This is a genomic window from Pseudomonas sp. IPO3774 (genome assembly GCF_013386835.1).
Taxonomy (GTDB): Bacteria; Pseudomonadota; Gammaproteobacteria; order Pseudomonadales; family Pseudomonadaceae; genus Aquipseudomonas.
Window position 1 is genome coordinate 137,981 of sequence record NZ_JACAQY010000014.1, and the last position, 13,710, is coordinate 151,690.

Sequence of the window (13,710 nt, forward strand, 5' to 3'; positions counted from 1 at the left end):
CTCTCGCCACGCTTACTCTTTTGGCGATGAAGCTCAAACATTTCCTGCAACCACTCGACTCTTCTTTTTCGACGCCCAAGGCCGCGCGCAAGTTGTTGCGGCTGTTTGCCCTGGCATTGGTGCTCGGCGTGTATGTGGGTGCCTACAGCTACTTGCGTGCGGCGTTGAATGAGGAAATTTCGCTACGGCGCAGTTATATGAATGAGGCGATTTCCGATGCGCAGAGTTTTTTTGTCAGCCGCCAGACGCTGCTCAAAAGCCTCGGCCTGTCGACGGTTCGTCATGTCACGCCACCCGTGGGCAACCTCAATAATGTGCCGGCCGAAGAGTTGCACATCACCTTGGGCGAGGCGGGCAATATCTGGAGCCTTTGGCTGACTAGGCGCCTGCTTGATTACCTGCAGGTCAACCAGGTCAACCTGATCTACGTCGCGCAGCGCGCCGAGCCGGTGGTGGAGCGCCTGTTTACCGTTGGGGCGGCCCCGGAGAATGTGCCGCAGCCGGTATTGCAGCGGTTGATGGCGGTGGACACCGGCAAGGTCTCGGTCAGCGATGAGTTGTGGCTGACTGAGCAGAGCCGCCTGGATTCACCGCTATACATCTTCACCCGCCTCGACGACCGTAGCCCCACGTCGGGTTGGCTCGGGCTGGAGGTGGACGGCCCGGACCTGATCAACGCCCTGCAGCATGAAAAAGCCGGGGACTTCATGTTGCTTGACGGCGCCGGGCAGCTGATTTTCAGCAGCACGCCTCATCAACCGTCGGCTGCGCAGGTGCTGCGCCAGTATCACGCCACGGCCAGCTTTGGTTGGGAAGGCAGCCGCTGGCTGCCGGATCGCTTGGCCATTCGCAAGCACCTGGGTTACTCCCAGTGGCAGATCGTCTACAGCCTGGAGCTGAGTTCACTGTTGCCCAGCCTGGCCATGCCGTTGTTGCTGTGCCTGCTGTTGTGCGCAGCGGCCAGCTTGTTGATGGTGCGGTTGGTGCGGCGCATCGATCAGCGTTTGATTATCCCGGCAGCCAATCGCATCGAAGCGCTGGTGGAGAGTGAGGCATTCAGCAGTGCGGTGATTCGCATCGCGCCAGTGGCCTTGTGCGTGCTGCGCCGCAGCGACGGCGAGGTAGTGCTGGAAAACCCCCTGTCCCGGCAATGGCTGGGCAACGGCCACGAGCGCCAGCAACTGTGTCACGGCTGGATTCGCCGCGCGTTCGATGAGTCGGAACAAAGCAGCACCGACGAGCTGCAAATGGCCGACGGTCGTCACCTGTACCTGAGTTTCGCGCCAACCCGTTACCAGCGTGAGGAGGTGCTGATCTGCGCCTTCAGCGACATCACCGAACGCAAGCAGGTGGAGTTGGCCCTGCAGCAGGCGCGCACGCTGGCGGACGCGGCGAATGAGGCCAAGACCCTGTTCCTGGCAACCATGAGCCATGAAATCCGCACGCCATTGTATGGCGTGCTGGGCACCCTGGAATTGCTTGCGCGCACCGACCTTAACAGCCAGCAGCGTGGCTACCTGAATGCCATCGAGGGCTCGTCGGCGAACTTGCTGCAAATGATCTGCGATGTGCTGGACGTGTCGAAAATCGAAGCGGGACAACTGTCCCTAGAGTTCAGCACGTTCTCACCGATCGAGTTGGTGCAGGAAGTGATCCAGGGCTACGCAGGCGCCGCCCAAAGCAAGGGCCTGCAGTTGTTCGCCTGCCTCGACCCGCAGTTGCCCGACCACGTGAGCGGGGATGTCACACGCATCCGCCAGATCCTGAATAACCTGCTGAACAACGCGCTGAAATTCACCGAAAGCGGCCGGATTGTCTTGCGTCTGCGCCTGGAAAGCCGTGAAGGCGAGCGCACGATGTTGCAGTGGCAGGTAGTCGACACCGGCAAGGGCATCGCCGAGGAAGACCAGCGGTACCTGTTCGAGCCGTTCTTCCAGGTCAGCGGCAATGCGAATGTGGTCGCCGGCAGCGGCCTGGGCTTGTCGATCTGCAAGCGCCTGATGCACTTGATGAACGGCACCTTGCGGGTGGTCAGCGAACCGGGCCTGGGCAGCAGCTTTTCCTTCACCTTGCCGCTGGAGCAAGTCAACGACGACGACCAGGCTCCCTGGGCGCAGCCGCTGCTCGGCGAGCGGGTGTATGTGGTGTCGCCGGTGCGTGAGCTGGCGGAAAGTGTTGGCGGCTGGTTGCGTCGCTGGGGCGCGCGCGCGCAACTCGGTGCGCCGGAGTCCGCCGAGGCCGACCCCGGCGCGGTATTGGTCGAGCTGTATCCCGGCCCGACCGAGCCCGACCAGTTGCTGCATTGGTCCGGGCCGCGGGTGATGGCCGCGGTCGACGAGCATGGCGCTTATCCCTGGCAGATCGGCCTGAACAACCTGCAGGCGCTCAACCGCGCGGTCAGCCGCGCCCAGGGCAGCGAAGAGTTGTTGTCGCCGAGGATCAGCGAGAAGCCCACCGAGTTCAGCCTCAACCTGCGCCTGCTGGTGGCCGAAGACAACCTGATCAACCAGTTGATCCTGCGCGACCAGTTGGAAGAGCTCGGCTGCAGCGTGGTGCTGGCCGGCGACGGCATTGAAGCGCTGTCATTGTGGGGTGATACCGCGTTCGACATGATTCTCACCGACGTCAACATGCCACGCATGAACGGCTATGAACTCACCGAACAACTGCGTCGCCTGGGTTGCTCACTGCCGATCATCGGGGCCACCGCCAACGCGATGCTCGACGAAGCCGAGCGCTGCCTGAACGCTGGCATGGATCATTGCCTGGTCAAGCCGTTCACCCTGCGCGCCCTCTACCAGTGCCTGCATCGCTATCAGAGGAGGGTGCTTTGAGCGCCTATCGCGTACTCATCGTGGAAGACCATCCTTTCCAGCATGAGTACTTGATCAACGTCTTCCAGGCCATCGGCGGGTTTGACGTCGATGTGGTCTGGGATGGCGCCACCGCGCTGCAACGCCTGGCCCGACAGCGCTACGATCTGCTGCTCAGCGACTTGATGATGCCGGGGATGGACGGTGTGCAACTGATCCAGCACTTGGCCCGCATGCACGCGCCGCCTGCGCTGGCGCTGATGAGCGTGGCGTCGCGGCGCATGCTGGTGGGCGCCGGGCAGGTGGCCGGGAACCTCGGCCTGACCGTCGCCGGGCTAATCTCCAAGCCGGTGCGCGAACGCGAGGTGCGCACCCTGCGCGATTGCCTCGACAAACTCGCCGAGCAGGCGCGCACGCCGTGTTGCCACCGGGGTGTCAGCCATGCCCGGGAGAACCTTGAGCGCGCCTTGGCCAATGGTGAAATCCAGGCGTGGTTCCAGCCGAAAAAATCCCTGCATGACGGGCGCATCGTGGGCGCCGAAGCCCTGGCACGCTGGGTGCACCCGGTGGAAGGGTTATTGATGCCCGGCGCGTTTCTTGACGAGATCGAGCGCCTTGACCTGGAAACCCGCTTGCTCACCTGCATTCTCGGCCAAACCCTCATCGCCCAGGCCCGGTGGGCGCAACTCGGTTACCGGCTGCCGGTGTCGATCAACCTGCCCACGCATTTGCTCGACCAGAGCGACCTGGTCGACCGCCTGCTTGCCCAGGTGCAAAGCCGCGACGCCGAACCCCGGCAAATTACCTTCGAATTGATGGAAAGCTCCACCACACGGCTGCCCAGTAACTACTACGCTGGAGCATGTCGCTTGCGCATGATGGGCTTTGGGTTGGCGCAGGATGACTTCGGCAAGGGGTTCAGTTCCTACTTCAACCTGGTGTCGACGCCGTTCAACGAGGTCAAGATCGACCGGTCACTGGTGCATGGCTGTGCCGAGAACGAAAGCCTGGCGTCGGCCTTGCAAAGCATTGTCGAGCTGGGCCGCAAACTCGGGCTGACCACCATCGCCGAGGGCGCCGAGACCCAGGCGGAGCTGGCGGTGTTGCGGCGTATCCGCTGCGATCAGGTGCAGGGTTTCCTGATCTCCCATGCCGTGGCGGCGGAAAAATTCAGCGCCCTGTTAATCGAGGATGGCCCTGCGCCAGCACTTATGTGAGTGGCCAGGGTCACACAGTCAAGAAGCCCGAAGGAAGGGTCGCCCGGTCAGCCGGGCGTTATTGGCCAATGCCGGGATCAAGCATAGGCCCCATATCCTGATTCAGGCTTCTGCGGTACTGACGATGAAACATGCAAGTCTGCGCCTGGACAAGCTGGCGCAAAGCTCTCAACGCTTGAACAAAGCCCTGTTATTGCTCACGGGGCTCGCCTTGTTGCTGTCCAGCAGTTGCTATTGGGCGGTGTCGCGGTTGCTCGACGCTGAACAGGAAAAGGTCGAGTTCCACTTCGCCCGCGTGGTGGAGATCATCCATGAGCACGAGGCGTTCCTGCGCAACGTGGCCAGTGGCTACAGCCGCAGCAACGCGCCGCCGCTGCCGGCCGTGCAGTCGACCTCGGTGGTGGAGTTGCAGCACGAAGGCGGGCAGGTGGTGTTGCAGGCCAAGGGGTTTGCGATGTCGCTACCCTTCACCTTGTCCCACGCCGAGACGTTCTCGGCGGATGACACGCGCCGGGCACTGGCGTTTGGCGTGCAACTGACTGACTACTACGGCGGCTACTGGGCCAGCTCGTTTTACGCCTCGCCGCAGCTGTTCGTGTTCACCCCCAATGCCGTCGCCAGCCTGGCCGTGCCCGGCGTGGGCGGCTTGCGCCAGCACCAGCCATTGTTGCGCGAGCAGTACCGCGACGTGGTGAGCCGCTTGCAGCAACTGCAACAGAGCCAAAGCCTCCTGCTGACCGACAGCCGCGTGCGCTGGATGCGTGCGCCGCCGCAGTTGTACCAGAACAGCCGCAGCGTGGTCGCGATGATCGGCCTCGACGCGCCTGCCGCCGTATTGCCGGCCAATCAGCCTCAGGGCCTGCTCACGCTGGCGGCGGTGGTGGACACCTCGCAGGTCGACGAAATCGAGAGAGTACTGCAACTGTCGGTCTACAACCAGTTCACCCTGATCTCGCCCCAGGGCGACGTGTTGCTCGGCAGCCTCGGCGATGAACACATGGCGCCCCTGGGCCTGAGCTTCAACAGCCAGGGTTTGCGCTTCAAGATGCTCAGCGAGGGTGGCGAGCACTGGACCGGCCTGTACGCCATCAGCTATCAGGATTTCCTGCGCTACGCCAAATGGCCGCTGCTGGGCCTTGGCCTGACGTTTCTGGCGGCCGTGCTGCTGGGCTGGTGGATCAACCATTGGTACAAGACCCGCATCGTCAGCCCGGCGCAACGCGCGCAGGAGCGTCTGTTCGAGAGCGAGGCATTCAACCGCATCATGCTGCACAACGCCCCGGTGGGATTGTGCGTAGTGCGCCGCAGCGATCACCAGTTACTCCTGGAAAACCAGCGCGCGCTGCAATTGCAGGGCACCGCACCGCTGCTCGACGTGCTCAAGGCCAACGATGGCCCGGATACCCCCGGCGAGATGTGCCTGGCGGTGGAGGGGCGGTACTTGCAGGTCGTGGTGGTGGCGGCGCGGTACGAAGGTGAGGACGTGTTCCTCTGCGGCTGCAACGACATCACCCGACACGTGGACGAGGCCCAGTTGCTGACCCAGGCGCGCCAGGAAGCCACCGAAGCCAACGAGGCCAAAACCGTGTTCCTGGCAACCATGAGCCATGAAATCCGCACCCCGCTGTACGGCGTGCTCGGCAACCTGGAACTGATGGCCCTGACCGACATGAGCGAGCGCCAGCGCCACTACCTGGAAATTATCCAGGGTTCGTCCACTGTGCTGTTCCAGTTGATCAGCAACGTACTGGATGTATCGAAAATCGAATCCGGGCAAATGGCCGTGGAAGCGGCGCCGTTCAGCCCGGGCCAGTTGGTGGCGGAATCGGTGTTGGCGTTCAGCGCGACCGCGCGCAATAAAGGCTTGCAGATCGATGCCGAGATCGACCCGCTGCTACCGCCGCAACTGCTTGGCGATGCTGGCCGCATCCGGCAGGTCCTGCATAACCTGCTGGGCAACGCGATCAAGTTCACCGACTCCGGGCGCGTGCGTTTGCGCCTGATGGTGCAGCAACTACTTGACGATAAAGTGACCCTGCAATGGCAGGTCACTGACACCGGCGTGGGCATTCCGGAAAAGGCGCTGGACCAGTTGTTCAAGCCGTTTTATCAGGTAGCGGGCGACCAGGACGGCAATGGCGCCGGCCTGGGCCTGTCTATCTGCTCGCGCTTGAGTGAGTTGATGGGCGGCAGCATGCGCGTGGTCAGCGAGCCAGGGTTGGGCAGCAGTTTTTCGCTGTTCATCACCTTGCCGGTGCTTCAGGAAACCCTGCCCTCTGCGGAACAACCGCCGATGCCGCCGTGCCTGGACGCACCGTGCCTGAACGTGCGCGTGCTGGTCGCCGAAGACAACCCGGTCAGCCAGGCCGTGCTGCAAGAACAGCTCGAGGCCCTTGGCGCCCACCCCACCGTAGCGCGTGACGGCGAGCATGCGCTGCAAATCTGGGGTTCGCAGCCGTTCGACCTGGTGATCACCGACATCAATATGCCGCGCCTCAACGGCTACGACCTGGCCCGCGCGTTGCGTGAACAAGGCGTCCAGGTGCCGATCATCGGCGTCACCGCCAATGCCCTGCGCGAGGAGGGCGAGCGTTGCCTGGCGGTGGGCATGAACGCGTGGGTGGTCAAACCGCTGAGCCTGAGCATGCTGCGCCAGGCGTTAATGGCGCACTGCCGGCGAGCCACGGCCTTGCCGGTGGTGCAGGTGGACCGGGACCGCGAAGGCTGGATCGAGCTTTCCCCGGCCATGCGCCAACTGATGGCCGACACGTTGCTGGTGGATGTGCAGCAGATCGAACAAGGCCTGACGGCCGGCGATGCCACCCTCGTACGTGAGCGTTTGCACAGCCTCAACGGCGCGCTGGCCAGTGTGCGTGCCGGGGAACTGTCCAGCGCTTGTCAGGCATGGGAGAACACCCTGTACGACGCACCGCTGGATACATACGCCACCACGCAGATTCGAGGCGTGTGCGCACGGCTTACAGCGGTTGCGCAGTGCTTGCTGGCAGAGTCGCAAACTTGATGAAAGCCCATTACAAGGAAGATAAAGAATGCGAGAAATGAACGTTGTGATCGCCGATGACCACCCGATCGTACTGGTGGGCGTGCGCGAAATTGTGCAGCGTGATTCACGCTACAGCCTGGTGGGCGAGGCGGTCAGTTCCAGTCAACTGATCGAGCAGTTGCGCAAGCACCGGCCGCAAGTCCTGATCACCGATTTCAACATGCCGGGTGACGACACCTATGGCGATGGGTTGAAGCTGATCGAGTACATCCTGCGTCACTTTCCCGCGACCCAGGTGCTGGTGCTGACCATGATTTCCAACAGCCTGATTCTCACCCGCTTGCAGGAATTGGGTGTGGCCGGGGTGATCCAGAAGAACCACCTGCACGGCGAGATCGAAAAGGCCCTCGGCGCGATCAGTGCCCAGCGCAGTTACCGCGCACCGGAGCCCGCCGCGACTTCGGTCTTGGCCAATGTGACCCAGGTGCAGGCGCGCTTCCAGAGCCTGTCGCCACGGGAGATGGAAGTGCTGCGTTTATTCGTGACGGGCATGAGCGTGAGCGATATCGCGCGGCAGTTGAGCCGCAGCAACAAGACCGTCAGCGCGCAGAAGATTTCGGCCATGCGCAAGCTGGAGGTGGACAGTGACCAGGCGCTGCTGACCTATTGCATCGAAGCCCGGCAGTTTCAGTAATCAGCGGTACGTCATCTGCATCAACAGGGTGGCTTTGTAGCTACCCGCCTCGGGCAGCTCGCCCAGGGACACGGGCTTGACGCGCAGGGTCAGCGCCAACGGTTCGTCTTCTACCGGCCAGGTGCCGGTTTGGCCCAGGCCGATCCCCGGCTTGTCGGTCTTGTCACGCAATTGCACCTGCAACCCCAGGGATGGGAGATTGGTGAGCAGCACCGGGCTGACGGTGAGGGCCCGGGCCATGCCCGCCGACAAACTCAGCTCGACCTGAGCGCCCGCCTGACAGTCGAAGACCAGCGGCACATCGGTGGCGACGGTGCTGCCGTCGGCCAACTGGTTGAGGTTGACCTTGCCCAGGTCCACCTGTTGCGTACTCGGAAACCTTGCGGTGCACGGCGGTGCGGTCAGCTTGCCGCTGACGTCGATCTGCGCTTCTTCCGCCGCTTGCGCAAGGGCGGTGCTGGCTACGGCCAGCAGCATCCAGGCGAGCGCTTTCATAGGTAATTGAGGGTCATGACCATCGACGAGGTGAACGCGCCCGGCGCCAGCGTGCCGCGTTCGACCAGTTGCGCCTTGAGGCTGATATCCACGTCGCCGCTGAGGTTGGTGTATTTCTTGACGGTGCCATTGAGGTTTGCCGCCGTGTTGTCCGCCCACAGCAACGACACACCGAGGTTATCCGCCGTGGTCTTGGCCACGGTGGAGGTGTAGGTGCCGTTATTGGACGTGAAGCTGACATTTAGCGAAGAACCCGACGAGCACTTCAAGCGCACCGGCACTTCCACAGTGCCGGTGGTCGCCACCTGGTCAGTACGCACGTCGCCAAATGCGGCGGTCAGGGTTGTGCCGGTACTCAATACGCACGGTGGGCGGGTGAGGGTGCCGCTGACGGTGATATTCACCACGTCGGCAGCGTGAGCGGTGCTGCCGAGCAGCATCAGGGCGAGCAGTGGAGTTTTCATGGCAAGGCCCTCATTGATAGTCGATGTTCAGCGTGTATTGGCTCTGAAACGCACCCGTCGGTGATTGCCCGGCCGCCAGTTGTGGCTTGAAGCTCAGGTTTACGTCATTGCTGCCCACGCGTAACTGCATAAAGCGCGGGGTAGTGAAGTTCACCGGGTTCAGGGTGTCGGTCCACAGCGCCTGCATGTTCAAACCTGCCAGCGAGGTGCGCGTCACACCGGTAGTAGGGCTGACTACCGTCTGGTTTGGAAGCAGGTAGACGTTGGCTCGCATCTGCGCCGAGCATTTAATTGACACTGTGGTCGACTGCATCTGGTTATTGAGGTCGCTGTTGCTGATAGAGCCGAAGCGCAGGTTGACGCTGCCGGGTGAACTCAGGCTGCAGGCAGGCGGGACTACGGTGTATGAAAACCCTGTGTTAAGAAACCACTCGCCATAACCCAGCCAGTTTTCCGAGGTAACGCCCAGCAACACCCCTATCCAACGTGTGCCTGCAGTTTGGGGTGCTGTGCCCACCAGAATGTAGCGGTAAGGCACCACAGTATTAAGGGGTAAAGGCCGGCAGTAGCCGCCCAGGCAATTGCGGCTGTATTGGCCGATATTCAGATCGTATAAATAGATGTTGTTATACGGGTCGGACCATCTCAACGGGGCTTGATTCGGGCCGCTCATGTAGTTGATTCGCGTATTTAAACCGGCTGAATAGGGGAATGCGCGGCGAACGGTGCACGTGCCCTCGAAGACGATCCTGATCGCCTGGCCCGGTGTAAACGTGTAGCCGCCGCTCGGAACGCCTGGCACTGTGCAGTTGAGATTCCCTTCGACCAACGCTTGCGCCTGTTGTGAAAGGCAGCTCAATACTGCGCACAACAGCGCAAGCATCAGCCGTCCACGCACCTTATGTGTTGCTTTAACGATCATGTCAGGAATCCTTGGCACCCGACCCACCGGCCGCGCGCTCACATTGAATATTCATTTGGGTGATGCCGCCGTCGGCAGGCGATGTTTCGTCCAGCTTCAATTCACGGCTGCACCACGGCTGGCCGTCGACGCTGACCAACAACCGCGCCTCGGGCGGCACGCCGGTCAGGAACGCGCGGCCTTTGTCGGCCACCAGGGTGTTGCCGAGGGCGCGGCCATCCGGGGCAAACAATTCGGCGCGGGCGGCAAACGGCGCTGCTTCGCCAAGGGGGTCGCTGATGCGAAACAGGATGCGTTGGCCGCGCCGGGTGTCGAAGTCGGCCAGTACAAACGCGCCGCGGTTTGGCGTGACTTCCTGCACCGGCTCGGCGATGTCGACGTCAGACGGCATCGACTGGGTGTCCAGCGACACGCGGTTTTTGCGATAGGGCAGGGCCTGCGGCACCACGGTGTAGCCATTGCTGTTGGTGCGCACACCGCGCTTGTTGCTGATGCCCACGTCGGCGGCGCCCGGTGTGGCGACGATCACATTGGTTTCGCCCAATGGCTGGCTGAACATAAGGTTGCTGCCATACGCCACCACCGAACCTTCGACGCCCATGTCCAGTTGGCGGCTGCCGGTGGTCTCGTTATAGGCACCGCGCACAATTGCGTTGGGCGCGTCGTATTGCGCGGCGAAGGTGCCGCCGGTCTGGCGTTGCGCGCCGCTGACTTGCTGCGACACACCCGCGCTGTAGGCCAGCGTATCGTCCTCGAACGCGTTGCCGCTCAGGGTCGCGGTGCGTGATGCCGAGCCCCGCGCGCTCTGGTTCATGTTGGCCGTAACGCGCTGGCTGCGCGTGCCGCCCAGGGGCATGCTGATGCTCAGGGACAGGCTGCGGTCGTCGCTGTTGGCGCCTTTGTTCAGGCCCAGCCCAAGGGAGTAGGAAATGTCCCCGACGCTCGCGCTGTATCCCAATTGGATCGAGGTGTCGGCCTTGCTCTTGTCCCAGTAGGCGGTTTTCGACACGTTGGCATAGACCCCGCCGTAGCCGCCCAATTGCTGCGACACGTTGGCGGTGAAGTTGCTTTTCATGTGGCCGCTGCGGTACGTGTCCAGGGTTTGCTCGGTGCTGCGGCTGTTCAGCGCTTCGTTGAACGAGTAGTAGCCGCCGGTGGAGTAGCGGTAGCCGATCAGGCTGAAGTTGGTGTCGGTGGCCGCCAGGGACTTGGAATAGCGAAAGCGAAACGACTGGCCGCTGGACGTGGTTTTCTCCCGGCCCACGGCGTCGCTGCGGGCGTGGGTCACGTCCACCGAGATCGCGCCAAAGCCGGCAAAGTCGTGGGCAAAACCCAGCAGGCCGGCGTTGTATTGATTACTCAGCAGGCTGCCGCCAAACAGCGTGGTGCTGCCGCTCAAACCGCGTCGTAGGGAGGCCTGGATAAATGTTGGGGTTTGCTGCACAAAGGACGATTGCGCCGGGCGGTATTGGCCGGCGAATACCGAATAGCTTTGCTGGCCTTCGCGCAGCATGTAGGGCACCGACGAGAACGACTGGGTGTAGACCTGGCGCTGGCCGTCCGGGCCTTCCACGGTGACTTCGATGTCGCCATTGCTGGCGGTGGGGTACAGGTCGGTCAAGGCGAACGGCCCCGACGGCACCCATTGCTCATGGATCACATAGCCGCGCTGGCGGATGATCACCCGCGAGCGGCCATTGGCAATGCCGCGAATCACCGGGGCGAATTCGCGGGCCTGGTCGGGCAGCATGTCCAGATCAGAGGCGATGCCCAGCCCCCGATAGGGGATCGCGTCAAACAGGTCGCCTTCGGTGGTGGAATCGCCCAGGGTGGCGATCGCCATCATATTGCCCATGTCGCGCTGGGCGTAGGTTTCCAGCGACTCCCAGCGCCCGGGCGTGGTGCTGCCTTTTTGCCAGGTCGAAAAATTGCGCAGGCGCCAGGCCCCGGCATTCACGCCGCTCCTCAGGCTGCCGAACTGGTCCTGGCGGCGGCCGGTATCGGACTCCACGGTGCTGCCGGTGAAGCTGTAGTTGGTGAAGGCCACCTGTTCGCCGTTACTCCATTGCCGACGGCGCACTTCAAAAGGGATGCTGCCCAGGTAGGCCTGTGGGATTTCAATCGACAGGATCTGGCGGTTGAAGTCGTAGTCGTAGCTCACGCCGGCCAGGCCCTGATCGAACGCAATGCAGGTGGGGTCGGCGTCGGTGCGGTTTTGCAGGGCCGTGTCGGCCACGCCCTGGGCGCGGAAGAACTCGACATCCAGGCAGGGGAACAGGCCGGTGCTCGAGCGTTCCTGGGTGCCGGTGGCGCGGATGAAACGCACATCACGCTGTTCGATCGAGCGCTGGTTGAGCTGGATATCCACCCGGTAAATCCCCGGCAACTGGCCGTCGCTCATGGCGCTGACCTGTTGTTTCACAGCGGCCGAACTCTGCCCGCCGCCGATTTCGAGAAACGACGCATCGAACTCGTAGCCGGCGTGTGCGGGGGCCAGGTGCAAGGCGGCGGCGGCCACGAGCGGGCAGCCGAAAGCCTTCACGGCGCAACGGCGCATGACTGGGAATGAACGGAGCATGGTCGTTCCTGAAAAGGCGTTCCGGGGTTGTCGCGTGGGTATCAGTGAATGCGGATGACGGGGGCGGTCACGATGCTGCCGTAGTCATCGATGTAGCTCAGTTGCACTTCATCGCCGGCCTTTGCCTGGATCGGCAGCTCACGCGCTTCGCCTGGGCGCAGCACATCCGGCGCCTGGGTGATCGGCAGGCCGTTGAGCTTCAGTTCGCTGACCACCACGTGCAGCTTGGAGGCGTTATTGACGGCCAATGCACCCGCTTGGGCCTTCCAGTTCACTTGCGCCACCGCGTCCTTGAGCGAACCTTTGAGGCCGGCCGGGCGGTAGAACAGTTTGATCGTGGTCTTGAGCGCGATCTGCAGCACGTTCTTGCCTTTTTGATCGTCGCTCATGGCCGGGATTGCCTTGACGTTCATCAGGAACAGGCTTTCGCGGTCCTGGGGCACTTCTGGGCCACCGGTAAAAATGATGCGCAGGATATTTTCCTTGTCGGCATCCAGCCGGAACAGCGGCGGCGTGACGATAAAGTTATCGACGCTTTCCTCGTTGCCACTGCCGAAGTGGCTGACCCAGGACTGCACGAGGTAAGGCGAGGTGTCGTCGCGGTTGCTGACGCTCAGGTTGGCTTCGTTGGAAGCGCCGTCGTAGATCAGTCGCGTGGCGCCGACGGTGACGGCGGCGTTGGCGGCGCTGTGCCAGAGCGGCAGCAGGGCGAGCAGAAGATAGACTTTCAAACGCATGACAGGGGGACCTCCGGAAGCCCGCGGGCCGGCGCGCGAACGCCTGGCCCACGGTGTTGACGAGCAATTACTTGTAGGTAACGTCGAAGCTGGCCAGCGCGTGCACCTGACCGGTGCTGATGCCGGAGGTGGTCACCGCGTCGTCGCCTTCACCGGTGGTGGTGTCGGCGACGGTGCGCACGTAGGCAGCGGTAAAGTCGAAGGTATTGGACTGTGCACGCAGGTCGTAATCGGCGGTCGGCGTGTTCAGTGGCAGTTTGTTGCCGTTACGGGAGTCGGTGATCTGGATCGCGATGCCGCGCACCTGGTTTTCACCGGTCAGGCCCAGTAATGTCGGGTCGCTGGCGTCTTGCTGGCCGCTGAAGGTGATCGCGACGTTTTTACGGGTCGCGGTGCTGCAGTTGTCCAGGCTGATGGAAAACGGCTTAGCTTTATCGGTGAGCACCGAACCCACGGTGGGCGCGAAGTCAGCGATGCGCACCGGGTCCAGAGTCACCGACTTGTTCACGTCGCCGGTGGTGATGGTGCAGGCGTTATCGGTGACGGAACCGGTGAATTCGATCTGCCCGTCCGCCGCCTGAGCGGTGCCGGCCAGCAACCAGCAAGCGCCGCAGGCGAGGGTGAGTTGGCTCAGTTTGTTCAGCATTGCAGTGCCTCTTTTAAGAGAAGGAAGGTTGTCTGCCTACCCGTCAGGTAAGCCAATCCATAGTGCAATGCTGTGATTTAGAGGCACATGAGACGGATCTTAAAAACTGGCGAACTGATGGCCGCCCGACCGCTGAGTCC

General features: G+C 62.5%; 10 protein-coding genes. 4 read left to right on the forward strand and 6 right to left on the reverse strand.

The genetic code is table 11. The annotated features are described in order from the left end of the window. Window positions 1-26 precede the first annotated feature (26 nt). From HYE77_RS09120 to HYE77_RS09135, 4 genes are all read left to right on the forward strand, one after another. A complete protein-coding gene (locus HYE77_RS09120; RefSeq protein ID WP_134325968.1) occupies window positions 27-2,834 on the forward strand; it encodes an ATP-binding protein in 2,808 nt (935 codons plus the stop codon). Then, window positions 2,831-4,030: an EAL domain-containing protein gene (locus tag HYE77_RS09125; protein ID WP_177068703.1), complete on the forward strand. Its 1,200-nt coding sequence runs from the start codon at window positions 2,831-2,833 to the stop codon at window positions 4,028-4,030. Before HYE77_RS09120 ends, HYE77_RS09125 begins: the two co-directional genes overlap by 4 nt. 124 nt (window positions 4,031-4,154) lie before the next feature. Continuing rightward, the gene (locus tag HYE77_RS09130; protein WP_087693699.1) at window positions 4,155-7,052 is read left to right on the forward strand and encodes an ATP-binding protein; all 2,898 of its coding nucleotides are present in this window, start codon (window positions 4,155-4,157) and stop codon (window positions 7,050-7,052) included. Window positions 7,053-7,080: 28 nt separating this feature from the next. After that, on the forward strand, window positions 7,081-7,728 hold the full coding sequence (locus tag HYE77_RS09135; RefSeq protein ID WP_017477281.1) for a response regulator: 648 nt from the start codon (window positions 7,081-7,083) through the stop codon (window positions 7,726-7,728). On the opposite strand, the gene HYE77_RS09140 is transcribed toward HYE77_RS09135, so the two are convergent. The 6 genes from HYE77_RS09140 to HYE77_RS09165 form a co-directional block, all read right to left on the reverse strand. Beyond that, window positions 7,729-8,223: a fimbrial protein gene (locus HYE77_RS09140; RefSeq protein ID WP_003218900.1), complete on the reverse strand. Its 495-nt coding sequence runs from the start codon at window positions 8,221-8,223 to the stop codon at window positions 7,729-7,731. It abuts the gene before it with no gap. Then, on the reverse strand, window positions 8,220-8,687 hold the full coding sequence (locus tag HYE77_RS09145) for a fimbrial protein (RefSeq protein ID WP_177068704.1): 468 nt from the start codon (window positions 8,685-8,687) through the stop codon (window positions 8,220-8,222). The genes HYE77_RS09140 and HYE77_RS09145 overlap by 4 nt, the downstream gene beginning before the upstream one ends. A gap of 10 nt (window positions 8,688-8,697) precedes the next feature. After that, window positions 8,698-9,609: a fimbrial protein gene (locus HYE77_RS09150; protein ID WP_236260813.1), complete on the reverse strand. Its 912-nt coding sequence runs from the start codon at window positions 9,607-9,609 to the stop codon at window positions 8,698-8,700. Window position 9,610: 1 nt separating this feature from the next. Next, a complete protein-coding gene (locus HYE77_RS09155; protein WP_177068705.1) occupies window positions 9,611-12,187 on the reverse strand; it encodes a fimbria/pilus outer membrane usher protein in 2,577 nt (858 codons plus the stop codon). A gap of 41 nt (window positions 12,188-12,228) precedes the next feature. After that, a complete protein-coding gene (locus HYE77_RS09160; protein WP_003218892.1) occupies window positions 12,229-12,924 on the reverse strand; it encodes a molecular chaperone in 696 nt (231 codons plus the stop codon). Between the two features lie 67 nt (window positions 12,925-12,991). Beyond that, window positions 12,992-13,570, reverse strand: a complete 579-nt coding sequence (locus tag HYE77_RS09165) for a fimbrial protein (protein ID WP_003218890.1) — start codon at window positions 13,568-13,570, stop codon at window positions 12,992-12,994. Window positions 13,571-13,710 lie beyond the last annotated feature (140 nt).